This is a genomic window from Aeromicrobium sp. Leaf350 (assembly GCF_916858655.1).
In the GTDB taxonomy this organism is placed as follows: domain Bacteria; phylum Actinomycetota; class Actinomycetes; order Propionibacteriales; family Nocardioidaceae; genus Aeromicrobium.
On sequence record NZ_CAKASL010000003.1, the window covers coordinates 216,972 to 234,346 of the forward strand.

Here is a 17,375-nt window from a genome sequence, read left to right on the forward strand (position 1 = left end):
TCAGGAGCGCACGAGGAGCGCGACCGGGTAGGTCGAGAGAAGGTCGTCGACCTCGCGTGAACCTCCGCCGTGGCTCGCGCCGGTGAGCACGTCGGTCCAGGTGCCGTCGCCGAGCTCGAGCACCGTGCCCTCCCAGCCACCCCGACGGTCGAGGCCCACGGGCAGTCGGGTCGCGAGCGCCACGAGGTCCTCGTGCCGCGCGAAGGCGACGGCGTGACCTGCGGCCGGGCCGTCCGCCGCCAGCGGACGGTAGCCCTGGAAGAGCTCGGGCCGGTCTCGCCGCAGGGTGAGGACCCGCTGCGTCAGCAGCAGCTTCGCCGCGCCCGAGGAGTCGAGCGGGGGAGTCCAGCCGTCCGCGATGCGCGCCAGCAGCTCGCGCCGCGCCGTGTACCCGACCGCGCGTCGGTTGTCGGGGTCGACGAGCGACAGGTCCCAGAGCTCCGTGCCCTGGTAGACGTCGGGCACTCCGGGGCCGGCGAGCTGCAGCAGCTTCTGGGAGAGCGCCGTGGTCCAGCCCGGTCCCTCGATCCGGTCGACCAGCGCGGCTACCTGCTGGCCGACCGCGGCGCGCGCCCGGAGCGGCCACTCCCGCACCGACGCCTCGAACTCGGCGTCGGTCTCGGTCCACGTCGTGCGGATCTTCGCCTCGCGCGCGGCCTTCAGGAGGTAGTCGGCGAGGCGAGAGTCGGTGATCGGCCAGGCGGCGAGCAGCGTCTGCCACGCCAGCAGGTCGAGCGACGGCTCGTCGATGCCGCACTCGGCCGACCAGCGCTCGACGGACTCGGCGACCTCGTCGGCGACCTCGGCGAGGACCAGCGAGCGGGCCCGCGTGTCCTCGGACCGCTTGGTGTCGTGCGTCGTGAGGGCCGTCATGGTGTGCGGGTGGTCCTGGTCGCGCGCCGCGGCCAGGCGGTGGAACTCGGCGACGTCGACGCCCCACACGTCCGGGGAGCCGCCGACCTCGGTCAGCGCCGCGAACCGTGTGAACCGGTAGAACGTCGTGTCCTCGGTGCCCTTGGCCACGACCATGCCGGAGGTCTGCTGCAGCCGGGTCGCGAGCTCGCCCCGCGGATCGGCGCGCACCTGCTCGTCGAGCGCCCGGAGCGCGTCGGCCAGGTCGGGTCGACGGGTCGCGGCGCGCTCGATCGCCCGAGCCCAGTCGGCCTCGCCCTCGGGCAGGTAGGAGCGGTACACGCCGAACGCGATCATCGTCTCGGCCACCGCGCCGCGCGCCTGGTCGGCGTCGATGCCCTTCAGCTGTGCAGCGATGCGGCGCACCTCGGCGACGAGGATGCGGTCGGTGACCATGCGTCGCGCGTCCTCCTCGACGGCGGCGTAGTCGGTCGGTGCGCCGAGTCGCTCGGCGAGAGCGGTCAGCGGGGCCTCGCCGGCGGGGTCGAGGAGCACTCCGGCGACCTCGCGGAGGGCGTCGTATCCCGTGGTGCCCTCGACCGGCCAGCTCGCCGGCAGGTCCTCGCCCGGGTGCAGGATCTTCTCGACGACGATCCAGGCGTCGGGCGCGGCCTCGCGCAGCCGTCGCGCGTAGCCTCCCGGGTCGGCCAGCCCGTCGGGGTGGTCGACCCGGAGCCCGGTCACCTCGCCGGCCTCGACCCAGCGCAGCACCTCGCGGTGGGCGTCGTCGAACACAGCGGGGTCCTCCACGCGGATCGCGGCGAGCGAGGTGATGTCGAAGAATCGGCGATACCCCAGCTTGGCGTTGCCGCGACGCCAGCCGACCAGCTCGTAGTGCTGGCGGTCGTGCACCTCCTGCGCGGTTCCCCCTGCGGTGCCGTCCGCGATCGGGAAGCGGTGGTCGAAGTACGCCAGCTGGTCGCCGTCGATCGTCAGGGCCGCCACGTCGGCGTCGTCGCCGAGCACCGGCAGCAGCAGGCGCTCGCGCGACCAGTCGACGTCGAAGTGGTGGGCGTAGGCGGAGGCCTCGCCCTCGGCCAGGACCGACCACCACCACGGGTTCGCGCGGGGCACCTCGACCGACATGTGGTTCGGCACGATGTCGACCACGACGCCCAACCCCGCCTCGCGCGCTGCGTCCACCAGCGCTGCCCGCTCGAGCTCGCCGCCGAGCGCGGGGCGCGCCAGCGACGGATCGGTGACGTCGTAGCCGTGCGTCGAGCCGGGCGTCGCGTCGAGCACGGGGGAGAGGTACAGCGCACCCACCCCGAGGTCGCGCAGGTACGGCACGAGCGCGCGTGCCTCGGCGAAGCCGAAGTCGGGCCGCAGCTGCAGCCGGTACGTCGACGAAGGCACGCCCGCAGGAGCCGTCACCGGGCCACCCGCTGCAGCACGACGAGCGAGCGTCCCTCGACGTCGAGCGTCGCTCCCGCGTCCAGCTGCTGGCCGCCGGTCGGGTCGACGACGCCCTCGGCCGTCTCGACGACGACGCGCCACTGCGCGCCGTAGTCCCCGTCGGGCAGGGTGAACTGGATCGGCTCGTGGTGCGCGTTGAACGCCAGCAGGAACGAGTCGTCGGTGATGCGCTCGCCTCGGGGGTCGCGGTCGGCGATCGCCTCGCCGTTGAGGAACACCGCGACCGAGCGGCCGAAGTCGTCGCCCCAGCTCTGGTCGGTCATCTCCTCGCCGGACGGCGTGAACCACGCGATGTCGGGGAGCTTCTCCGAGCGCTGCACGGGGCGGCCGGAGAAGAACCGGCGGCGGCGGAACACGGGGTGCCGACGCCGCAGACGGGTCAGCGCGCCGGTGAACCGGATCAGGTCCGCCTCGTCGCCGGCGAGGCTCCAGTCGATCCAGGCCACCTCGTTGTCCTGGCAGTACACGTTGTTGTTGCCGCCCTGCGTGCGCCCGAGCTCGTCGCCGTGCAGCAGCATCGGGACGCCCTGGGAGAGCAGCATCGTCGCCAGGAAGTTGCGCCGTTGACGCTCGCGGAGCGCGAGGATCGCGGGGTCGTCCGTCTCGCCCTCGACGCCGTGGTTCCACGAGCGGTTGTCGTCGGCGCCGTCGCGACCCTCCTCGCCGTTGGCCTCGTTGTGCTTCTCGTCGTACGACACGAGGTCGTTGAGGGTGAACCCGTCGTGCGCCGTCACGAAATTGATCGACGCGTACGGGCGGCGGCCGTCGTCCTGGTACAGGTCGGACGAGCCGGTGATGCGCGAGGCGAACTCGCCGAGAGTGGCCGGTTCGCCGCGCCAGAAGTCGCGCACGGTGTCGCGGTACAGGCCGTTCCACTCGGTCCACAGCGGCGGGAAGTTGCCGACCTGGTAGCCGCCCGGACCGACGTCCCACGGCTCCGCGATGAGCTTGACCTGGCTGACCACCGGGTCCTGCTGCACGAGCTCGAAGAACGTCGCGAGCTTGTCGACGTCGTAGAACTCGCGGGCCAGCGTGGCGGCGAGGTCGAACCGGAAGCCGTCGACGTGCATCTCGGTGACCCAGTACCGCAGCGAGTCCATGATCAGTTGCAGCGTGTGCGGGTGGCGCACGTTGAGCGAGTTGCCCGTGCCCGTGTAGTCCATGTAGTGCTGCAGGTCGTCCTCGACCAGCCGGTAGTACGCGTCGTTGTCGATGCCGCGCATCGAGAGCGTCGGGCCGAGGTGATTGCCCTCGGCGGTGTGGTTGTAGACGACGTCGAGGATGACCTCGATGCCCGCGGCGTGCAGCGCACGCACCATGCCCTTGAACTCCTGCACCTGGCGGCCGGGCCGCGAGGCGTAGGCGTCGTGCGGGGCGAAGAAGCCGATCGTGTTGTAGCCCCAGTAGTTCGTCAGGTCCTTCTCGACGAGGTAGTGGTCGGAGAGGAACTGGTGCACGGGGAGCAGCTCGATCGCCGTCACCCCGAGCTCACGCAGGTGCTCGACGATCGCGGGGTGCGCGATGGCGGCGTAGGTGCCACGCAGGCGCTCCGGCACGTCGGGGTGGGTCATCGTGAGGCCCTTGACGTGCGCCTCGTAGAGCACCGTCTGGTGGTACGGCAGACGCGGCAGGCGGTCGTTGCCCCAGTCGAAGTAGGGGTCGACCACGAGCGAGAACGGCACGTGGCCCGCGGAGTCGTCGTCGTTGCGCTGCTCCGGGTCCTCCATGTCGTACGCGAACAGCGAGGGGTCCCAGTCGACCTGGCCGCTGAGGGCCTTGGCGTACGGGTCGATCAGCAGCTTGGTCGGGTTGCAGCGCAGGCCCTGCTCCGGCTCCCACGGGCCGTGCACGCGGTAGCCGTAGCGCTGGCCGGGCCCGACGCCGTCGAGGAACCCGTGGTGCACGAACCCGTCGACCTCCTCGAGTCGCACCCGGGTCTCGGCGCCGCTCTCGTCGAACAGGCAGAGCTCGACCTTCTCGGCGACCTCCGAGAACAGGGCGAAGTTCGTGCCGGTGCCGTCGTACGTGGCGCCGAGCGGGTAGGGCGATCCGGGCCAGGGCTGCAGGCGGGGTGTCTGCATGGGGTGGGTCTCCTCAGGAGTGGTCGTGCATGGGGCGCGCGTCGCGCAGGGCGGCGACCGCGTCGGCGACCCGGGGGTCGGTGAAGAAGGTGTCGAGGTCGAGGGGCAGCGGGATGCGCCAGTTCGGGTACTCGTCGACGGTGCCGGGCAGGTTGGGCTGCTCGAGCTGTCCGACCGCGTCGGCCGGCGAGCTCAGCACGAGGCGGGAGGCGGCCGGTGCGATGACGGCGTGCAGGGCCACGACGAGGTCGTCGTCCGGCACGCCCTGGGTGGCGAGCAGCTCGAGCATCGCGGCCCGGTCCTTCGCCGTGGTGGCCAGTGCCTCCTCGAGCGGCTCGCCGAGGAGGCCGAGCCGGTCCTGCACGCGCACGCGCTCGTCCGCGAGCCAGCCCGCGACGGTGGGAAGGTCGTGCGTGCTGATGCTGGCCATCGTCTCGGGCACCCACTCCTGCGGCGGCACGTGCGGCTGGCCCGGCGCGTCCCAGTCACGCTCGAACCAGAGCACGGCCGAGCTGAGCATGCCGCGCTCGTGCAGCGTCTCGGTGACGACGTCCTCGACCACGCCGAGGTCCTCGCCCACGACCACGGCTCCGGCGCGGGTGGCCTCCAGGGTCAGGACGGCGAGCATGACGTCGGCGTCGTAGTGCACGTAGGTGCCGCGGTGCGCGGGCTCTCCCGGCGGGATCCACCACAGGCGCCACAGGCCCGCGACGTGGTCGACGCGGATGCCGTCGCCGTGGCGCAGCACGCTCCGGACGACGTCGCGGAACGGCGCGTAGCCGGTCTCGGCGAGGGCGTCGGGGCGCCACGGCGGCAACCCCCAGTCCTGGCCCAGCGGGTTGAACGCGTCGGCGGGGCAGCCCACGCGCACGTCCGAGGCGAACACGTCCTGGAGCGCCCACGCGTCGGACCCGCCGGGGTCGACCCCGACCGGCAGGTCGTGCACGATGCCGACGGGCATGCCCGCCTCGTGGGCCGCCGCGCGGGCTGCGTCGAGCTGCTCGCGGCAGAGGTGCTGGAGCCACGCGTGGAACGCGACGCGGTCGGTGAGCTCCTGTGCTGCGGTGGCGACGGCGTCCGAGGCGGGGTCGCGCAGGTCGGCCGGCCACGCCCGCCAGTCGGCGCCGTGGACCTCGGTCAGGGCGGCCCACGTCGCGTGGGCGCGCAGGGCGTCGTCGGGCTCCGGCTCGGACCTCGCCGTGGCGGGCCGCTGCTCCCAGAGGAGCTCGAGCGCGGCGAGCTTCGCGTCCCAGACCTCGTCGTGGTCGATCAGCTCGGGTCGGTCGGTCGGAGCGAGCGCCAGCACCGCGGCGCGGGTGTCGTCGTCGGCGGCGCGGAACGCCTCGGTGTCGGTCACGCGCAGGTAGAGCGGGTTCGCGAAGCGCCGGCTCGCGGGGGAGTACGGCGAGCGCTGCAGAGGGCGGGAGGGCACGAAGGCCTGCACCGGGTTCACCAGAAGCACCCCGGCGCCCTGCTCGGACCCGGCCCGACGGGCCACCTCGGCGAGGTCGCCGTAGTCGCCCATGCCCCAGGAGGCGTCGGAGTGCAGGGCGTAGAGCTGCAGCATCCAGCCCCAGGTGCGGGGGACCTCGGGAAGGCGGGCCGGCGCCACGACGACGGTGACGTCGCGCTCGGCGGTCGACAGGCGGTGCCAGCCCAGCGGGAGGTCGCTCGGCAGCTCGCTCTCGACGTCGAGGGTCGTGCCGTCCTCGAGGTGGAGGGTGCCGCGGACCTCGTCGCCCAGGTGGCGCGGGGTTCCGTGAGTCACGGCGACGGTCGCGGGGAGCGCAGTGAGGTCCTGCGCGGCGTCGACCCGCTCGAGCTCGCGAGTGACGGCGGCGTCGCTGCTCGCGTCGACCCCGAGCTGTCCGAGCACCGCGACGACGATCGACTCGTCGACGTCGACCCAGGTGCGGTCGTTGCCCTCGTAGCCGGTGGCCACGCCATGCGTCGCCGCGAGCCGGGCGAGAGGCGTCGGTCCGGCGGGTGAGGGCATGCCTCCAGCATCGGGGTCGGACCAACCCACCGCACTCCCGCAGGCCGTGAGAAGCGTCGCGCGCGGGTTCTCAGCCGCCCACCGGGCGAGCCGTCGGCGGCGGTGTGCCGATGCGGGCGACGTCCACCCCGGACGCCGGCTGCGTGGTCAGGTGCGCCTCGACGACGTCGTCGAGGCCGTACCAGCGGATCAGGTCGCGGTCGCGGCAGCGAGCGACCAGGAACCAGCGGCCACGGGTGTGGGCCAGGATCACGGGGTCGACCGATCGCTCGACCACCTCGTCGACGCGGCGCACGTGCACGGTCACCACGAGCTGCTGCACCAGTGCCTGCTCGACCACACGCCGCGACGCGGTCGGAGCGGCGTCCGCGGCGAGGTCGATCCAGATGCGGTCGGTCAGCCCACGGGTGCGGGCCCGCGATCCGGGCTCCATCGCCTCGAGCACCTTGGTGAGGGCGGCCCGCGCCTGGGCGTCGAACGGCTGGCCGCCGTGCGCCGTGATGGCGGCCGCGAGGGCCGAGGCCTCGGTGTGGGTGAAGTTGACGGGCGGCAGCGTCGCGGAGCGGTCGACGACGTACCGCCCGTGGCGGCCGGTCACCGCATAGACCGGGAACCCGCCCAGCTGCAGTGCGGAGATGTCGCGCTTGACGGTGCGACTGCTGACCTCGAAGGTCCGCGCGAGCTGGTCGGCGGTCCGCCCGGCCGTGTCGGCCCGCCGCAGCTCCTCCCGCATCGCGTAGAGGCGCTCCGTGCGATTCATGCCGTCCGATTCATGTCGGAAAGGGTGACACAGGGGTGACATCCGCGTCGAGCATGCTGAGGTCATGAACCACGACGCGAACCCCGCCCCGACCGTCCTGATGATCTCCGGCGCCGGCCTGCCGGACTGGATCTGGGAGCTGACCCGAGCCCGGCTCGCACCCCACCACGCCACCGTCGTCGCGCCTCGGCCGGATGCGCGGGAGGCATCGCCGGAGCTGCACGCCCGTGCGGCGCTGGGCTCGGCCACGGGTGACCTCGTGCTCGTGGCCCACTCCGCGGGCGCGGTGGTGGCCCACGAGGTCGTCCGGCTCGCACCGAAGCGCGTGCGGTCCGTGCTCGTGGTGAGCGGGGTGGTGCCGAAGGCCGGCGGGTCGTTCGTGTCAGCGATGCCGGCGCCGCAGCGGTTCCTGCTGCCGCTCGTCCTGCGCCTCGCCGGCACCCGTCCGCCCGAGTCGGCGGTGCGCCGCGGGATCGGGGCCGGGCTCGCCGAAGATCTTCAGGACCGTCTCGTCCGCGACCTCGTCCCGGAGTCGGTGGCCTACTTCCTCGACCAGACCGGTGGTGCGGTCGAGCGGCCGCGCACCGGCTACGTCACGACGTCGCAGGACCGCGAGCTGTCGCCGGCCCTGCAGGCCCGCTTCGCCGACCGGGTCGGCGCGAGCTGGAGCCGCGAGCTGACGACGGGCCACCTCCCCATGCTCGAGGCCCCGGCCGAGCTGGCGGCCGCGATCGAGGACTTCGTCGCGGTGGCCTGACTCCGCACCGCCGCGCGGCGACGGCTCGGACTGCAGCGTGCACAGCCCCGTGCAACGCTGGAAAAGCCCTGTCCCGAGCCGAGAGGTCGACCCCATGACGAACGTTGCGATCATCTACTACTCCTCCTACGGCGCGACCCACGCGATGGCCGAGCGCCTCGCCGCCACGGCCGAGAAGGCGGGCGCCGACGTGCGCCTGCGACACGTCCGCGAGACCGCGCCCGCCGAGGTCTACGAGGGTCAGGAGGCCTGGAAGGCGCACGTCGACGAGATCTCCGAGCGCCCCGTGGCCAGCCCGGACGACATCGCCTGGGCGGACGTCGTGGTGATGGGTTCGCCGACCCGCTTCGGCCAGGTCACGAGCCAGCTGCAGTCGTTCATCGACACGCTCGGCCCGTACTGGTCCGAGGGCAAGCTGGCCGACAAGGTCTACACCGCCTTCACGTCGACCCAGACGAAGCACGGCGGCCAGGAGACGACCCTGGTCGCGCTCATCACGCTGTTCGCGCACCTCGGCGGCATCGTCGTGGCCCCGGGCTACACCGATCCGGTCAAGTTCGCCGACGGCAACCCGTACGGCGCCAGCAAGGTCACCGGTGAGACCTCCGAGCTGGACGACACCGACCGTGACGCGCTCGACCACCTGGTGACGCGCGCCATCGGCGTGTCCGAGAAGCTCACGGCCTGACGCCCCACCCTGACTCCGAAGGCGGTACCTGCATGACCCTTCCCCAGCGCAGCATCGGCGACGTCGCCGTCTCCGCGATCGGCCTCGGCGGCATGCCGATGTCGGTCGACGGCCGCCCTGACGAGGAGCGGTCGATCCGCACGATCCACGCCGCGCTCGACGCGGGCGTGACCCTCATCGACACGGCTGACGCGTACCACCGCGGCACAGCCGACGTCGGTCACGACGAGAGCGGCCACAACGAGCTGCTGATCGCCAAGGCCCTCGAGTCGTGGAGCGGTGACGCCGATGCGGTGCTCGTGGCGACGAAGGGCGGCCACACGCGCTCGCCCGACGGAGCGTGGGACCTCGACGGCCGTCCTGAGTACCTCAAGCAGGCCGCGAAGGAGTCGGCGCGCCGGCTCGGCGTCGAGGCGATCGGCCTCTACCAGCACCACCGGCCCGACCCGACCGTCCCGTACGAGGAGACGATCGGCGGGCTGCGCGAGCTGCTCGACGAGGGCGTGATCCGGCAGGCGGGCATCTCGAACGCCGACCCCGACCAGATCCGCGTCGCAAACGACCTCCTGGGCGGTCGCCTGGCGTCGGTGCAGAACCAGTTCTCGCCCGCCTTCACGTCCAGCCGGCGCGAGCTCGACCTGTGCGCCGAGCTCGGCATCGCGTTCCTGCCGTGGAGCCCGCTGGGCGGCATCGGCAAGGCCGGCGGCCTCGGCGACAGCTTCGCGGCGTTCGCCGAGATCGCGGAGGAGCGGGGCGTCAGCCCGCAGCAGGTGGCGCTGGCGTGGGAGCTGTCGCTCTCGCCGACCGTGCTCCCGATCCCCGGGTCCTCGCGACCCGAGAGCATCCTCGACTCGGTGGCCGCTGCCGAGCTCGACCTCACCGACGACGAGGTCGCCCGCCTCGACGCCGTGGTCTGAGCGCGCCACACTGACGACCATGTCGGACATCGTGGAGATCAGCGCCGGGACGTCGCTCGCGGTCGAGGTGACCGGGGCAGGCGAGACCCTGCTGCTGGTGCAGGGCATGTCCGGCCACGGCGGGATGTGGGGAAGCGAGCTCGTCGACGACCTCGCCCGCGACTTCGACGTGGTGGTCTACGACCACCGCGGCATCGGGCAGAGCGCTCGCGCGGACGACCCGTTCACGATCGCCGACCTGGCCGACGACGCGGCGGCACTACTCACGGCTCTCGGCCGGGACTCGGTGCACGTCATGGGCATCTCGATGGGCGGCATGGTGGCGCAGGAGCTCGCGCTGCGGCATCCCGAGCGCGTGCGCTCGGTGGTCCTCGGCTGCACGACGGCCGGCGGACCCGGGGCGTTCGACGCGCCCGGTCCGACCCGGATGGTCGAGGCGATCTCGACCCGCGACCCGGAGGTCGCCACCCGCGTCGGCTTCGAGGTCAACGTCTCCGCCGAGTTCGCGAGCCGGCCCGGTGAGCTCGAGCGCTTCCGCGAGACCTCGCTGTCGCGCCGGGTGCCCGTGGCCGTCGTCCGCGCCCAGTCGATCGCCGCACTGCACCACGACGCGGCCGCCCGGCTCGGCGAGCTGAGCATCCCGGCCGCGGTGATCCACGGCGAGGAGGACCAGATGATCCTGGTGTCCGAGGGCGAGCGGCTGGTCGAGCTGGTGCCCGGCGCCGAGCGCGAGATCTGGCCCGGCGTGGGTCACCTGTTCTGGTGGGAGCGCCCGGCCGAGACCGCCGCCGTGATCCGCCGCACCGCCACCCGCTGACGCCCCAGATGTGCTCCCGAATCCACCGTTCGGGATCGGTCGAACGGTGGATTCGGGAGCGAATCTCGGGCTCGCACCGACGTCCTCGGCTTCAGCACTTTCGTCGACGACCAGCGCGCCGCGTGGTCGAGCGCGCGGAACACGTCGGCCATGGATCCGACTACAGGCAAGTTACTGCTTGCCTATCATGCGGTCAGGCGGAGTCGAGGGCGATGCGCAGGACCTGGTCGTCGTTGCCGTCAGGCTGACCGCGGCCGTCGGTGTTGTTGGTGAGGAACCACAGGTCCCCGTCGGGCGCCACGACGACGTCGCGCAGGCGGCCGTGCTCGCCGGTGAAGTAGTCGGTCGAGCTCGTCGGGTCGGCGACCGGCACGGCCCGCAGGGTCCGGCCGCGCAGGTTCGCGATGAACACGGTGCCGTCCGAGATCGCGATGCCGCTCGGACTCGCCCTGTCCGGGTCCCACTGCTGCACCGGGTCGATGTACTGGCTGTCACCCGCGATGCCCTCGGCCTCGGGCCAGCCGTAGTTGCCGCCCGGGGTGATCACGTTGAGCTCGTCCCACGTGTCCTGGCCGAACTCCGAGGCGAACATCGTGCCGTCCTCCGCCCAGGCGATGCCCTGCGGGTTGCGGTGCCCGTAGCTGTAGGTGAGCGAGCCGGGGATCGGGTTGTCCTCCGGCACGCCACCGTCCGGCGTCATCCGCAGGATCTTGCCCGACAGGCTCTCGGGGTCCTGCGCCGCCGGTCGGTCGTTCGCGTCGCCGACGGTCACGTAGAGCATGTCGTCCGGGCCGAACGCGATGCGGCCGCCGTCGTGCGTGGGCGCCGCGGGGATGCCGTCGAGGATCGTCTCGACCGGACCGAGCTCGTACGAGCCGGGCTCGCCGGTCAGCGTGAAGCGCTGCACACGGTTGCCGTCGGCCCCCGTGGAGTACGCGTAGAGGCGGTTCTGGGAGTCGACCGCGAGGCCGAGCAGGCCGGACTCGCTCTCGTGCACCACGCCCTCGACCGTGCCGGCGAGCCGCGTCTCGCCGTCGTCGGTCAGCTCGAGCACGTCGCCGTCGTCGCGCGAGCTGATGAGCGCCGTCTCGCCGACGAACGCGATCGACCACGGGGCCTCGAGGTCGGTCGTGACGGCGGCGGGGGTGCCGGCGGGCACCACCTCGGCGCCGCCGTCGGCCGCGGTGGCCGGCGGGCTGGACGTCGCGTTGGGCTCCCCGTCGCCGCCGCAGGCCGACAGGAGCAGGGCGGCCGTCGTCGCCAGAGCGATGGCGGCGTGCGAGGTGCGCGTCATGACTCGACGCTAGGCCGAAGCGCCAAGACGTGCAGGTCGCAGGCGTCAATGGTGCGGCTGACAGGATGCGGAGGTGACCGAGCCCGCGAGCACGCCCGCCCCGACCACGACCTCGATCGGGGTCGAGGCTCGCGTCGACGGCGACGTCGGCCGCATCCTCCTGGACCGCCCGAAGGCGCTCAACGCGTTGACCACGGCGATGGTCGAGCGCCTCGAGGAGGTGCTGACGACCTGGGCCGAGGAGCCGCTGCGCGCCATCGTGATCGAGAGCAGCAGCGATCGCGCGTTCTCCGCGGGCGGCGACATCCGCCAGGTGCGGGAGAACACCCTGGCCGGTGACCTGGACGCGAGCCGGCACTTCTTCGCGACGGAGTACCGGGTGAACCACCTGCTCGGGACCTCGCGGGTCCCCGTCGTCGCTCTCGTCGACGGCGCGTGCATGGGTGGCGGGATGGGGCTCTCGGTGCACGGCGACTTCTGCGTCGTGGGGAGCCGGCTCGCGATGGCGATGCCCGAGACCACGATCGGCTTCTTCCCCGACGTCGGCGCGACGCACGTGCTCCCGCGCCTCGAGGGCGAGGTCGGCACCTACCTGGGGCTGACGGGCGCGCGTCTCGCGGCCGCGGACGCCGTGGCGGTCGGCCTGGCCACGCACCACGTGCCCTCCGACGGTCTCGGTGCCCTCGCCGACCGGATCGTCGCCGACGGGCGACCGGTCGCAGAGGTGATCGCCGAGGCAGCCGTCGACCCGGGGCCGTCCGAGCTCGCGACCCACCGCGACGAGATCGACCGTCTGTTCTCCGCCCCGTCGGTCGACGTGCTGCTCGAGGCGCTCCGGTCCGACCGGTCCTCATGGGGCCGCGAGACGCTCGGTGTGCTCGAGGGCGTGTCGCGCCAGAGCCTCGAGATCACGCTCGACCTGCTGCGGCGTGGTGCGGGTCTGTCGCTGCGGGAGTGCCTGGACCTCGAGCTGCGGGCGACGGAGCAGGTCGTGCAGAGCCCCGACTTCATCGAGGGCGTGCGTGCCGTGCTGGTCGACAAGGACCGCTCGCCGACGTGGGGCCGTTCGCAGTACCGCGGTCTGACCGCCGACGGCGAGATCCGCTGGACCTGAGACCCCTCAGTCCCACCCGGCGCCGCTGCGGCGTCGTTTGACCTCGCTGCGCCGCTTCTTCTCGTCGAGGCGCCGAGCCTGTGAGGCCCGCGACGGCTTCGTCGCCCGCCTCGTCCTCGGCGGCACGATGGCCCGTGCCACCAGCTCCTCCAGGCGCACGCGGGCGGCGTCACGGTTGCGCAGCTGCGAGCGGTACTGCGAGGAGACCACCGTGATGCTGCCGTCGGTGAGGCGGCTCCGCAGCGCCTCCATGGCGCGATCGCGTTGCTCGGGCGTGAGCGCCCGGGTCGTCGCGAGCGACCAGATCAGCTCGACCCGGGTGTCGCTCGTGTTGACGTGCTGTCCGCCGGGGCCGGAGGACCGGCTGAAGCGCCACGACAGCTCGGCGTCCGGGATCCGGACGCGAGTCTCACGCGACATGGGTGGGCCTGACTGGGTGGGTGATGGGGCAGTGCCCATTCTCCCACCCCGGACGGGGAGGCCGGGCGGTTCGGAGGTTCGGCTCGGGAGGTCCTGCGGGACAAGCGGCACGGACCACCCGGCCATCCCGGGCCCTGAGTTGCGAGCGAGGAACGAGCGAGCCTCGAAGGGTCAACCTGTACCGTCCGTTCGGACTGGAACCGCAGCGAATTATCGCGATCCGACTCTTGTCTTCGAACGCCTGTTCGAGTAGAATCAGATCATGAGTTCAGCGGTCACGGTGCAGGCGCTTCGTGAAGCCGCGCACGCCCTGAACTCTGGTGACCACCGCACCGCACTGCGAGCCATCCAGGTCGCGCAGGACGCGTTGGATACGGCGAAGGCGCACCACCTGGCCGAGATGGACCGCACCGCTGAGTTCGAGCTCGACGGATCCTCCACGATCACCGCTTGGTCGCGACTTCACCTCCGCCTTGATGCGAAGCAGACCAAGTCCTTGATCGCTGCCGATGCCACGATGCGTGACTTGCCGCTGGTGGCCGAGGCCGCGACAGCGGGCCAGATCCGACTGGAGCACGTCAAGCTGTTCACGTTCGGGATGAAGCACATCAGCCCGCAGATCATCGCGAACGCCCAGCCCTGGCTCCTCGACGTCGCCCGCACGAACGAGCCCGTCGAGCTGCGCCGTGTGGTCCGCAAGCTCCGGGAGGCCGTCTATCCCGACGAGCTGGACGTGGCGTGGATCAAGGGCATGGCCAAAGAAGACTTCCAGCTCTCACCCGTTCCGGACGGGTGGCACGTCACCGGATTCCTCAACACGCTCACTGGCGCGAAGTTCAAGGCCGTCCTCGATTCCTTCTCCATCCCCACAACCGCCAACGACGACCGCAGCTCGGCCGAACGACGCGTGGCTGCCCTCGACCGGACCATGACGGCGATCCTCGAATCGGGTCTGCCGACCAGCAAGGGGATCCGACCCCAGGTCAGTGTCATCGTGCCGGTCGACACCCTTCACGACGCGATGACCACGACCGCCGCGAGTGGTGGCGAGTCGGCCGAGCTTCAAGGCTTCGGCCCCATCGGACCCAAGCTCCTCTCTTACATCACCTGCACCGGTGAGAGCACGCCGATCCTCACCTCCTGCGGAGATGTGGAGCAGGCGCAGATCCTCAACGTCGGCGACACGATCCGCCTCGCCACACCCGCCCAGCGCAAGGCGGTCATCGCCAAGCAGGCCGGCCAGTGCGCCGCCCCGGGCTGCACCAACACTCACCTCGAGATCCACCACGTGAACTGGTGGTCCCAGGGCGGCAAGACCAACATCGACGAGCTCGTCGGCTACTGCGAGTGCTGCCACGTGCTCATTCACCAAGGTCTCTTGAATGTCGAAGTCCGCGGGGGCGGTCGGTTCACCATGACCACCCGCGACGGCCGACCCATCGACCTCACCCTCAGGCGCACCACCCGCGAACGACTCCGCACCATCCGCAAGAACGCGCAGCAGGCCCGAGAGCATCAGGCCCCACTCCGCACGTGAGGGCCCCGCTCTACCCCTGCACGTAGGAGCTCAGCTGGTCACGCTCGAACTCGAGCGTGTCCATGCGCTGCTTGACCGCGTCGCCGACGCTCAGCAGGCCGACCAGCACCCCGTCCTCCAGCACCGGCACGTGCCGCACCCGCCGGTTGGTCATGATCAGCATCAGCGCATCCGCCGAGTCGTCAGGCCCGCAGGTCACCACCTCGGCCACCATGATCGTCGCGACGGTCTCGCTCCCCGGGTCGTCGACACCCCGCAGCTTCCGCACCACGTCACGCTCGGACACGATGCCCGCCACGTGCTCGCCGTCGGAGCTGACCACGAGGGCGCCCACGTCGTGCTCGGCGAGACGGTCCAGCAGCTCCGCGACCGTCGCCGATGGGTCGATCGTGTGCACGATCGATGACCCCTTGCTCGTCAGGACGTCCTTCACGCGCATGCGGTGTTCCTCCTGGGTCGGGTCCTTCGAGTGTGAGTCAGATCACAGGCGGGTGCAAGGGGCGGTGGCGCGAGCGGCGCGCCCAGGCGCGCGACCCCGCCTGGCTACGATCGCCAGATGACGTCCGACGCCCTCGACCCGCTGGCGCTCGAGGAGCAGGTCTGCTTCGCGCTCGCCGTAGCGTCGCGCAGCGTCGTCGCTGCCTACGGGACGGTGCTCCGACCCCTGGGCCTGACGCACCCGCAGTACCTCGTGATGCTCGCGCTGTGGCAGCACGGGCCGACGAGCGTCACCGAGCTCGCGCGGCTCCTGCACCTCGAGCCCGGCACGGTCTCGCCGCTCGTGCGACGCCTCGAGCAGTCGGGCCTCGTCGAGCGCGCCCGCTCGGCGAGCGACCAGCGTGCGCTCGAGGTGACGCTGACCCCGCAGGGGCTCGACCTGCGGCAGGAGGCGCTCGCCGTGCCCGAGCAGATGCTCGCCCGCCTCGGCATGTCGGTCGACGAGCTGCGGTCCGTCAACGCTCTTCTGCACGGCGTCATCGCCGCCGCCGAGGACGCCCCGAACCGGTAGGTCCGGCGGGAACTCCGCAGGGTGTCGAGGGACACGTCGATCCTCACGTGCCGGGAGCTCCGAGAGCCCGCAGTCTGGGAGTCATGATCACCTCGCGCCTTCCCCGGACCGCGCCGGCGTGGCGACCGCTGCTGGTGCCGATGGTCGTCCTGCTGGCGTGGGACGTGCTGGTGACCGTCGCCTTCCAGGCCGGCTGGATCGAGTTCCGCGGCATCACGATCCAGTACACCCTCTACGGCACCGCGATCGCCCTGTTTCTCGGCTTCATGGTCAACGCGTCCTACGCGCGGTGGTGGGAGGCGCGGACGCTGTGGGGCAGCATCGTCAACCACTCCCGCAACCTCGGTCGTGAGGCGACGACCTTCCTCGACGCGACCTCTCCTGAGGCCCGCCCCGAGATCGTGGGCGAGATGGTCCGTGCGCAGATCGCCTACGTGCACGCGCTGCGGGCGTCGCTCCGCGAGCAGGCCTCACCTCCCGAGGTCGAGGTCTACCTGCAGGGCGAGGCGCTGAGCCGGGTCCGCTCGTCCGCGAACGGCCCGACCGCCGTCCTCTCCCACGTCGGGCAGCTGCTCGCGGAAGCGCATCGTCGCGGGATGGTCGACGACATCGCTCGGGTGCAGGTCGAGTCGACGCTGAGCGTCCTGACCGACGCGCAGGGCGGGCTGGAGCGCATCAAGAAGACGCCGCTGCCCGTGCAGTACCAGTTCCTGCCGTCGTTCTTCGCGCGGGCGTTCTGCGTGATCCTGCCGTTCGCGATCTTCAAGGACCTGCAGTGGTTCACGCCCATCGGGTCGGGCCTGGTGGGGATGATGTTCCTGCTGGCCGTGCAGGTGGGCCGGGACCTGGCGGACCCCTTCCTCGACCGCGTGCACGACGTGCCGATGACGGCGATCTGCCGCTCGATCGAGATCGACCTGCTGGAGATGATCGGCGCCGAGACGCCCGAGGCGGTGGGCCCCGTCAACCAGGTGCTGTGGTGACGGTCGGCCTCGGCAGACGTCCGTCGGTACTCAGCGGTCGGTGGGCGGGGTGCCGCTCTTGCGTCGCTCGGTGATGCCCTGCGCGAGGTCGACGACACCCACGATCACGAGCACGACGCCGAGCGGCCGGCCGGTGAACCAGGCGAACTCCGCGTCAGGAAAGACGAGCGCGAGGACGGCGCCGACCAGGACCAGCAGCGTTCCGGTGAGCAGGTGCATCGTGGCGTTCATGAAGCCACCGTAGGACGCTGCGGACCGGGCTCGCATCGACCGATGGTCTCGACCGCGTCGGCCGAAGGTCGGGGGTCAGCCCCAGATCCAGAGCGCCGCGACGAGCGGCACCGCGACCGGCACGAGTGCCCAGGCGAAGGTCATCGGCTTCCGGCCGAGGATGAGGCGCGACACGACGATCGCCACGGTCGTGACGAACACCGTCAGCACGAGCAGGATGACGGCGTCGCTCGTGCGACCGTCGTCGACCAGGTGGTGGGCGACGATGGGGAGAGCAATCACGCCGTGGCCGATGATCGCGAGGAAACCGATCGCGGCGACACGGCGCCGGACCCGGTTGAGCGCGGCCAGCTCGAGGGCACGCTCCTCGCGGGTCAGCGGAGTCGGGGTCACATGCTGAGTGTACTCACGATGCGGGCACGCCAAGGCGCGCATGAGCAACG

General features: G+C 71.8%; 17 protein-coding genes. 8 read left to right on the plus strand and 9 right to left on the minus strand.

Features of this window, described 5'->3' with window-relative positions; genetic code table 11:
* From treY to LO931_RS14675, 4 genes are all read right to left on the minus strand, one after another.
* Positions 1-2,268 (minus strand): malto-oligosyltrehalose synthase, encoded by a 2,268-nt coding sequence (gene treY / locus LO931_RS14660; protein WP_229054584.1) that lies wholly within the window; start codon positions 2,266-2,268, stop codon positions 1-3.
* Between the two features lie 14 nt (positions 2,269-2,282).
* The gene (glgX, locus tag LO931_RS14665; protein ID WP_229054585.1) at positions 2,283-4,409 is read right to left on the minus strand and encodes a glycogen debranching protein GlgX; all 2,127 of its coding nucleotides are present in this window, start codon (positions 4,407-4,409) and stop codon (positions 2,283-2,285) included.
* Positions 4,410-4,422: 13 nt separating this feature from the next.
* A complete protein-coding gene (gene malQ, locus LO931_RS14670; protein ID WP_229054586.1) occupies positions 4,423-6,405 on the minus strand; it encodes a 4-alpha-glucanotransferase in 1,983 nt (660 codons plus the stop codon).
* A gap of 70 nt (positions 6,406-6,475) precedes the next feature.
* Complete coding sequence (locus LO931_RS14675) at positions 6,476-7,165, minus strand: YafY family protein (protein WP_229054587.1); 690 nt, start codon at positions 7,163-7,165, stop codon at positions 6,476-6,478.
* Positions 7,166-7,229: 64 nt separating this feature from the next.
* Here LO931_RS14675 and LO931_RS14680 point away from each other — a divergent pair, with 64 nt between their 5' ends.
* The 4 genes from LO931_RS14680 to LO931_RS14695 all read left to right on the plus strand — a co-directional run bounded on the left by LO931_RS14680 (position 7,230) and on the right by LO931_RS14695 (position 10,344).
* Positions 7,230-7,922, plus strand: coding sequence for an alpha/beta fold hydrolase (locus LO931_RS14680; RefSeq protein ID WP_229054588.1), 693 nt, complete (start codon positions 7,230-7,232; stop codon positions 7,920-7,922).
* A 94-nt stretch (positions 7,923-8,016) separates the two neighbouring features.
* Positions 8,017-8,610, plus strand: coding sequence for an NAD(P)H:quinone oxidoreductase (gene wrbA, locus LO931_RS14685; protein WP_229054589.1), 594 nt, complete (start codon positions 8,017-8,019; stop codon positions 8,608-8,610).
* A gap of 32 nt (positions 8,611-8,642) precedes the next feature.
* Positions 8,643-9,527: an aldo/keto reductase gene (locus LO931_RS14690; RefSeq protein WP_229054590.1), complete on the plus strand. Its 885-nt coding sequence runs from the start codon at positions 8,643-8,645 to the stop codon at positions 9,525-9,527.
* Positions 9,528-9,546: 19 nt separating this feature from the next.
* Positions 9,547-10,344: an alpha/beta hydrolase gene (locus LO931_RS14695; protein ID WP_229054591.1), complete on the plus strand. Its 798-nt coding sequence runs from the start codon at positions 9,547-9,549 to the stop codon at positions 10,342-10,344.
* Positions 10,345-10,537: 193 nt separating this feature from the next.
* Here LO931_RS14695 and LO931_RS14700 read toward each other — a convergent pair whose 3' ends face one another.
* Positions 10,538-11,638 carry a sorbosone dehydrogenase family protein gene (locus tag LO931_RS14700; protein WP_229054592.1) on the minus strand — a complete coding sequence of 367 codons (1,101 nt, stop codon included), beginning with the start codon at positions 11,636-11,638 and terminating at the stop codon, positions 10,538-10,540.
* 73 nt (positions 11,639-11,711) lie between these two features.
* Here LO931_RS14700 and LO931_RS14705 point away from each other — a divergent pair, with 73 nt between their 5' ends.
* On the plus strand, positions 11,712-12,752 hold the full coding sequence (locus LO931_RS14705) for an enoyl-CoA hydratase/isomerase family protein (RefSeq protein WP_229054593.1): 1,041 nt from the start codon (positions 11,712-11,714) through the stop codon (positions 12,750-12,752).
* 6 nt (positions 12,753-12,758) lie between these two features.
* On the opposite strand, the gene arfB is transcribed toward LO931_RS14705, so the two are convergent.
* Complete coding sequence (arfB, locus tag LO931_RS14710) at positions 12,759-13,172, minus strand: alternative ribosome rescue aminoacyl-tRNA hydrolase ArfB (protein ID WP_229054594.1); 414 nt, start codon at positions 13,170-13,172, stop codon at positions 12,759-12,761.
* Positions 13,173-13,434: 262 nt separating this feature from the next.
* On the opposite strand from arfB, the gene LO931_RS14715 reads away from it, so the two are divergent.
* Positions 13,435-14,709 carry an HNH endonuclease signature motif containing protein gene (locus tag LO931_RS14715; protein ID WP_229054595.1) on the plus strand — a complete coding sequence of 425 codons (1,275 nt, stop codon included), beginning with the start codon at positions 13,435-13,437 and terminating at the stop codon, positions 14,707-14,709.
* Positions 14,710-14,719: 10 nt separating this feature from the next.
* Here LO931_RS14715 and LO931_RS14720 read toward each other — a convergent pair whose 3' ends face one another.
* On the minus strand, positions 14,720-15,148 hold the full coding sequence (locus LO931_RS14720) for a CBS domain-containing protein (protein WP_229054596.1): 429 nt from the start codon (positions 15,146-15,148) through the stop codon (positions 14,720-14,722).
* A 117-nt stretch (positions 15,149-15,265) separates the two neighbouring features.
* Here LO931_RS14720 and LO931_RS14725 point away from each other — a divergent pair, with 117 nt between their 5' ends.
* Together LO931_RS14725 and LO931_RS14730 are read left to right on the plus strand one after the other, a co-directional pair.
* Positions 15,266-15,718, plus strand: coding sequence for a MarR family winged helix-turn-helix transcriptional regulator (locus LO931_RS14725; protein WP_229054597.1), 453 nt, complete (start codon positions 15,266-15,268; stop codon positions 15,716-15,718).
* Between the two features lie 83 nt (positions 15,719-15,801).
* A complete protein-coding gene (locus tag LO931_RS14730) occupies positions 15,802-16,701 on the plus strand; it encodes a bestrophin family protein (protein WP_229054598.1) in 900 nt (299 codons plus the stop codon).
* Positions 16,702-16,731: 30 nt separating this feature from the next.
* Here the strand turns inward: LO931_RS14730 and LO931_RS14735 are convergent, their stop codons facing one another.
* Together LO931_RS14735 and LO931_RS14740 are read right to left on the minus strand one after the other, a co-directional pair.
* Positions 16,732-16,932 carry a hypothetical protein gene (locus tag LO931_RS14735; RefSeq protein ID WP_229054599.1) on the minus strand — a complete coding sequence of 67 codons (201 nt, stop codon included), beginning with the start codon at positions 16,930-16,932 and terminating at the stop codon, positions 16,732-16,734.
* Positions 16,933-17,007: 75 nt separating this feature from the next.
* Entirely contained in the window at positions 17,008-17,325 is a 318-nt protein-coding gene (locus tag LO931_RS14740; RefSeq protein WP_229054600.1) for a hypothetical protein, read from the minus strand.
* Positions 17,326-17,375: the final 50 nt, after the last annotated feature.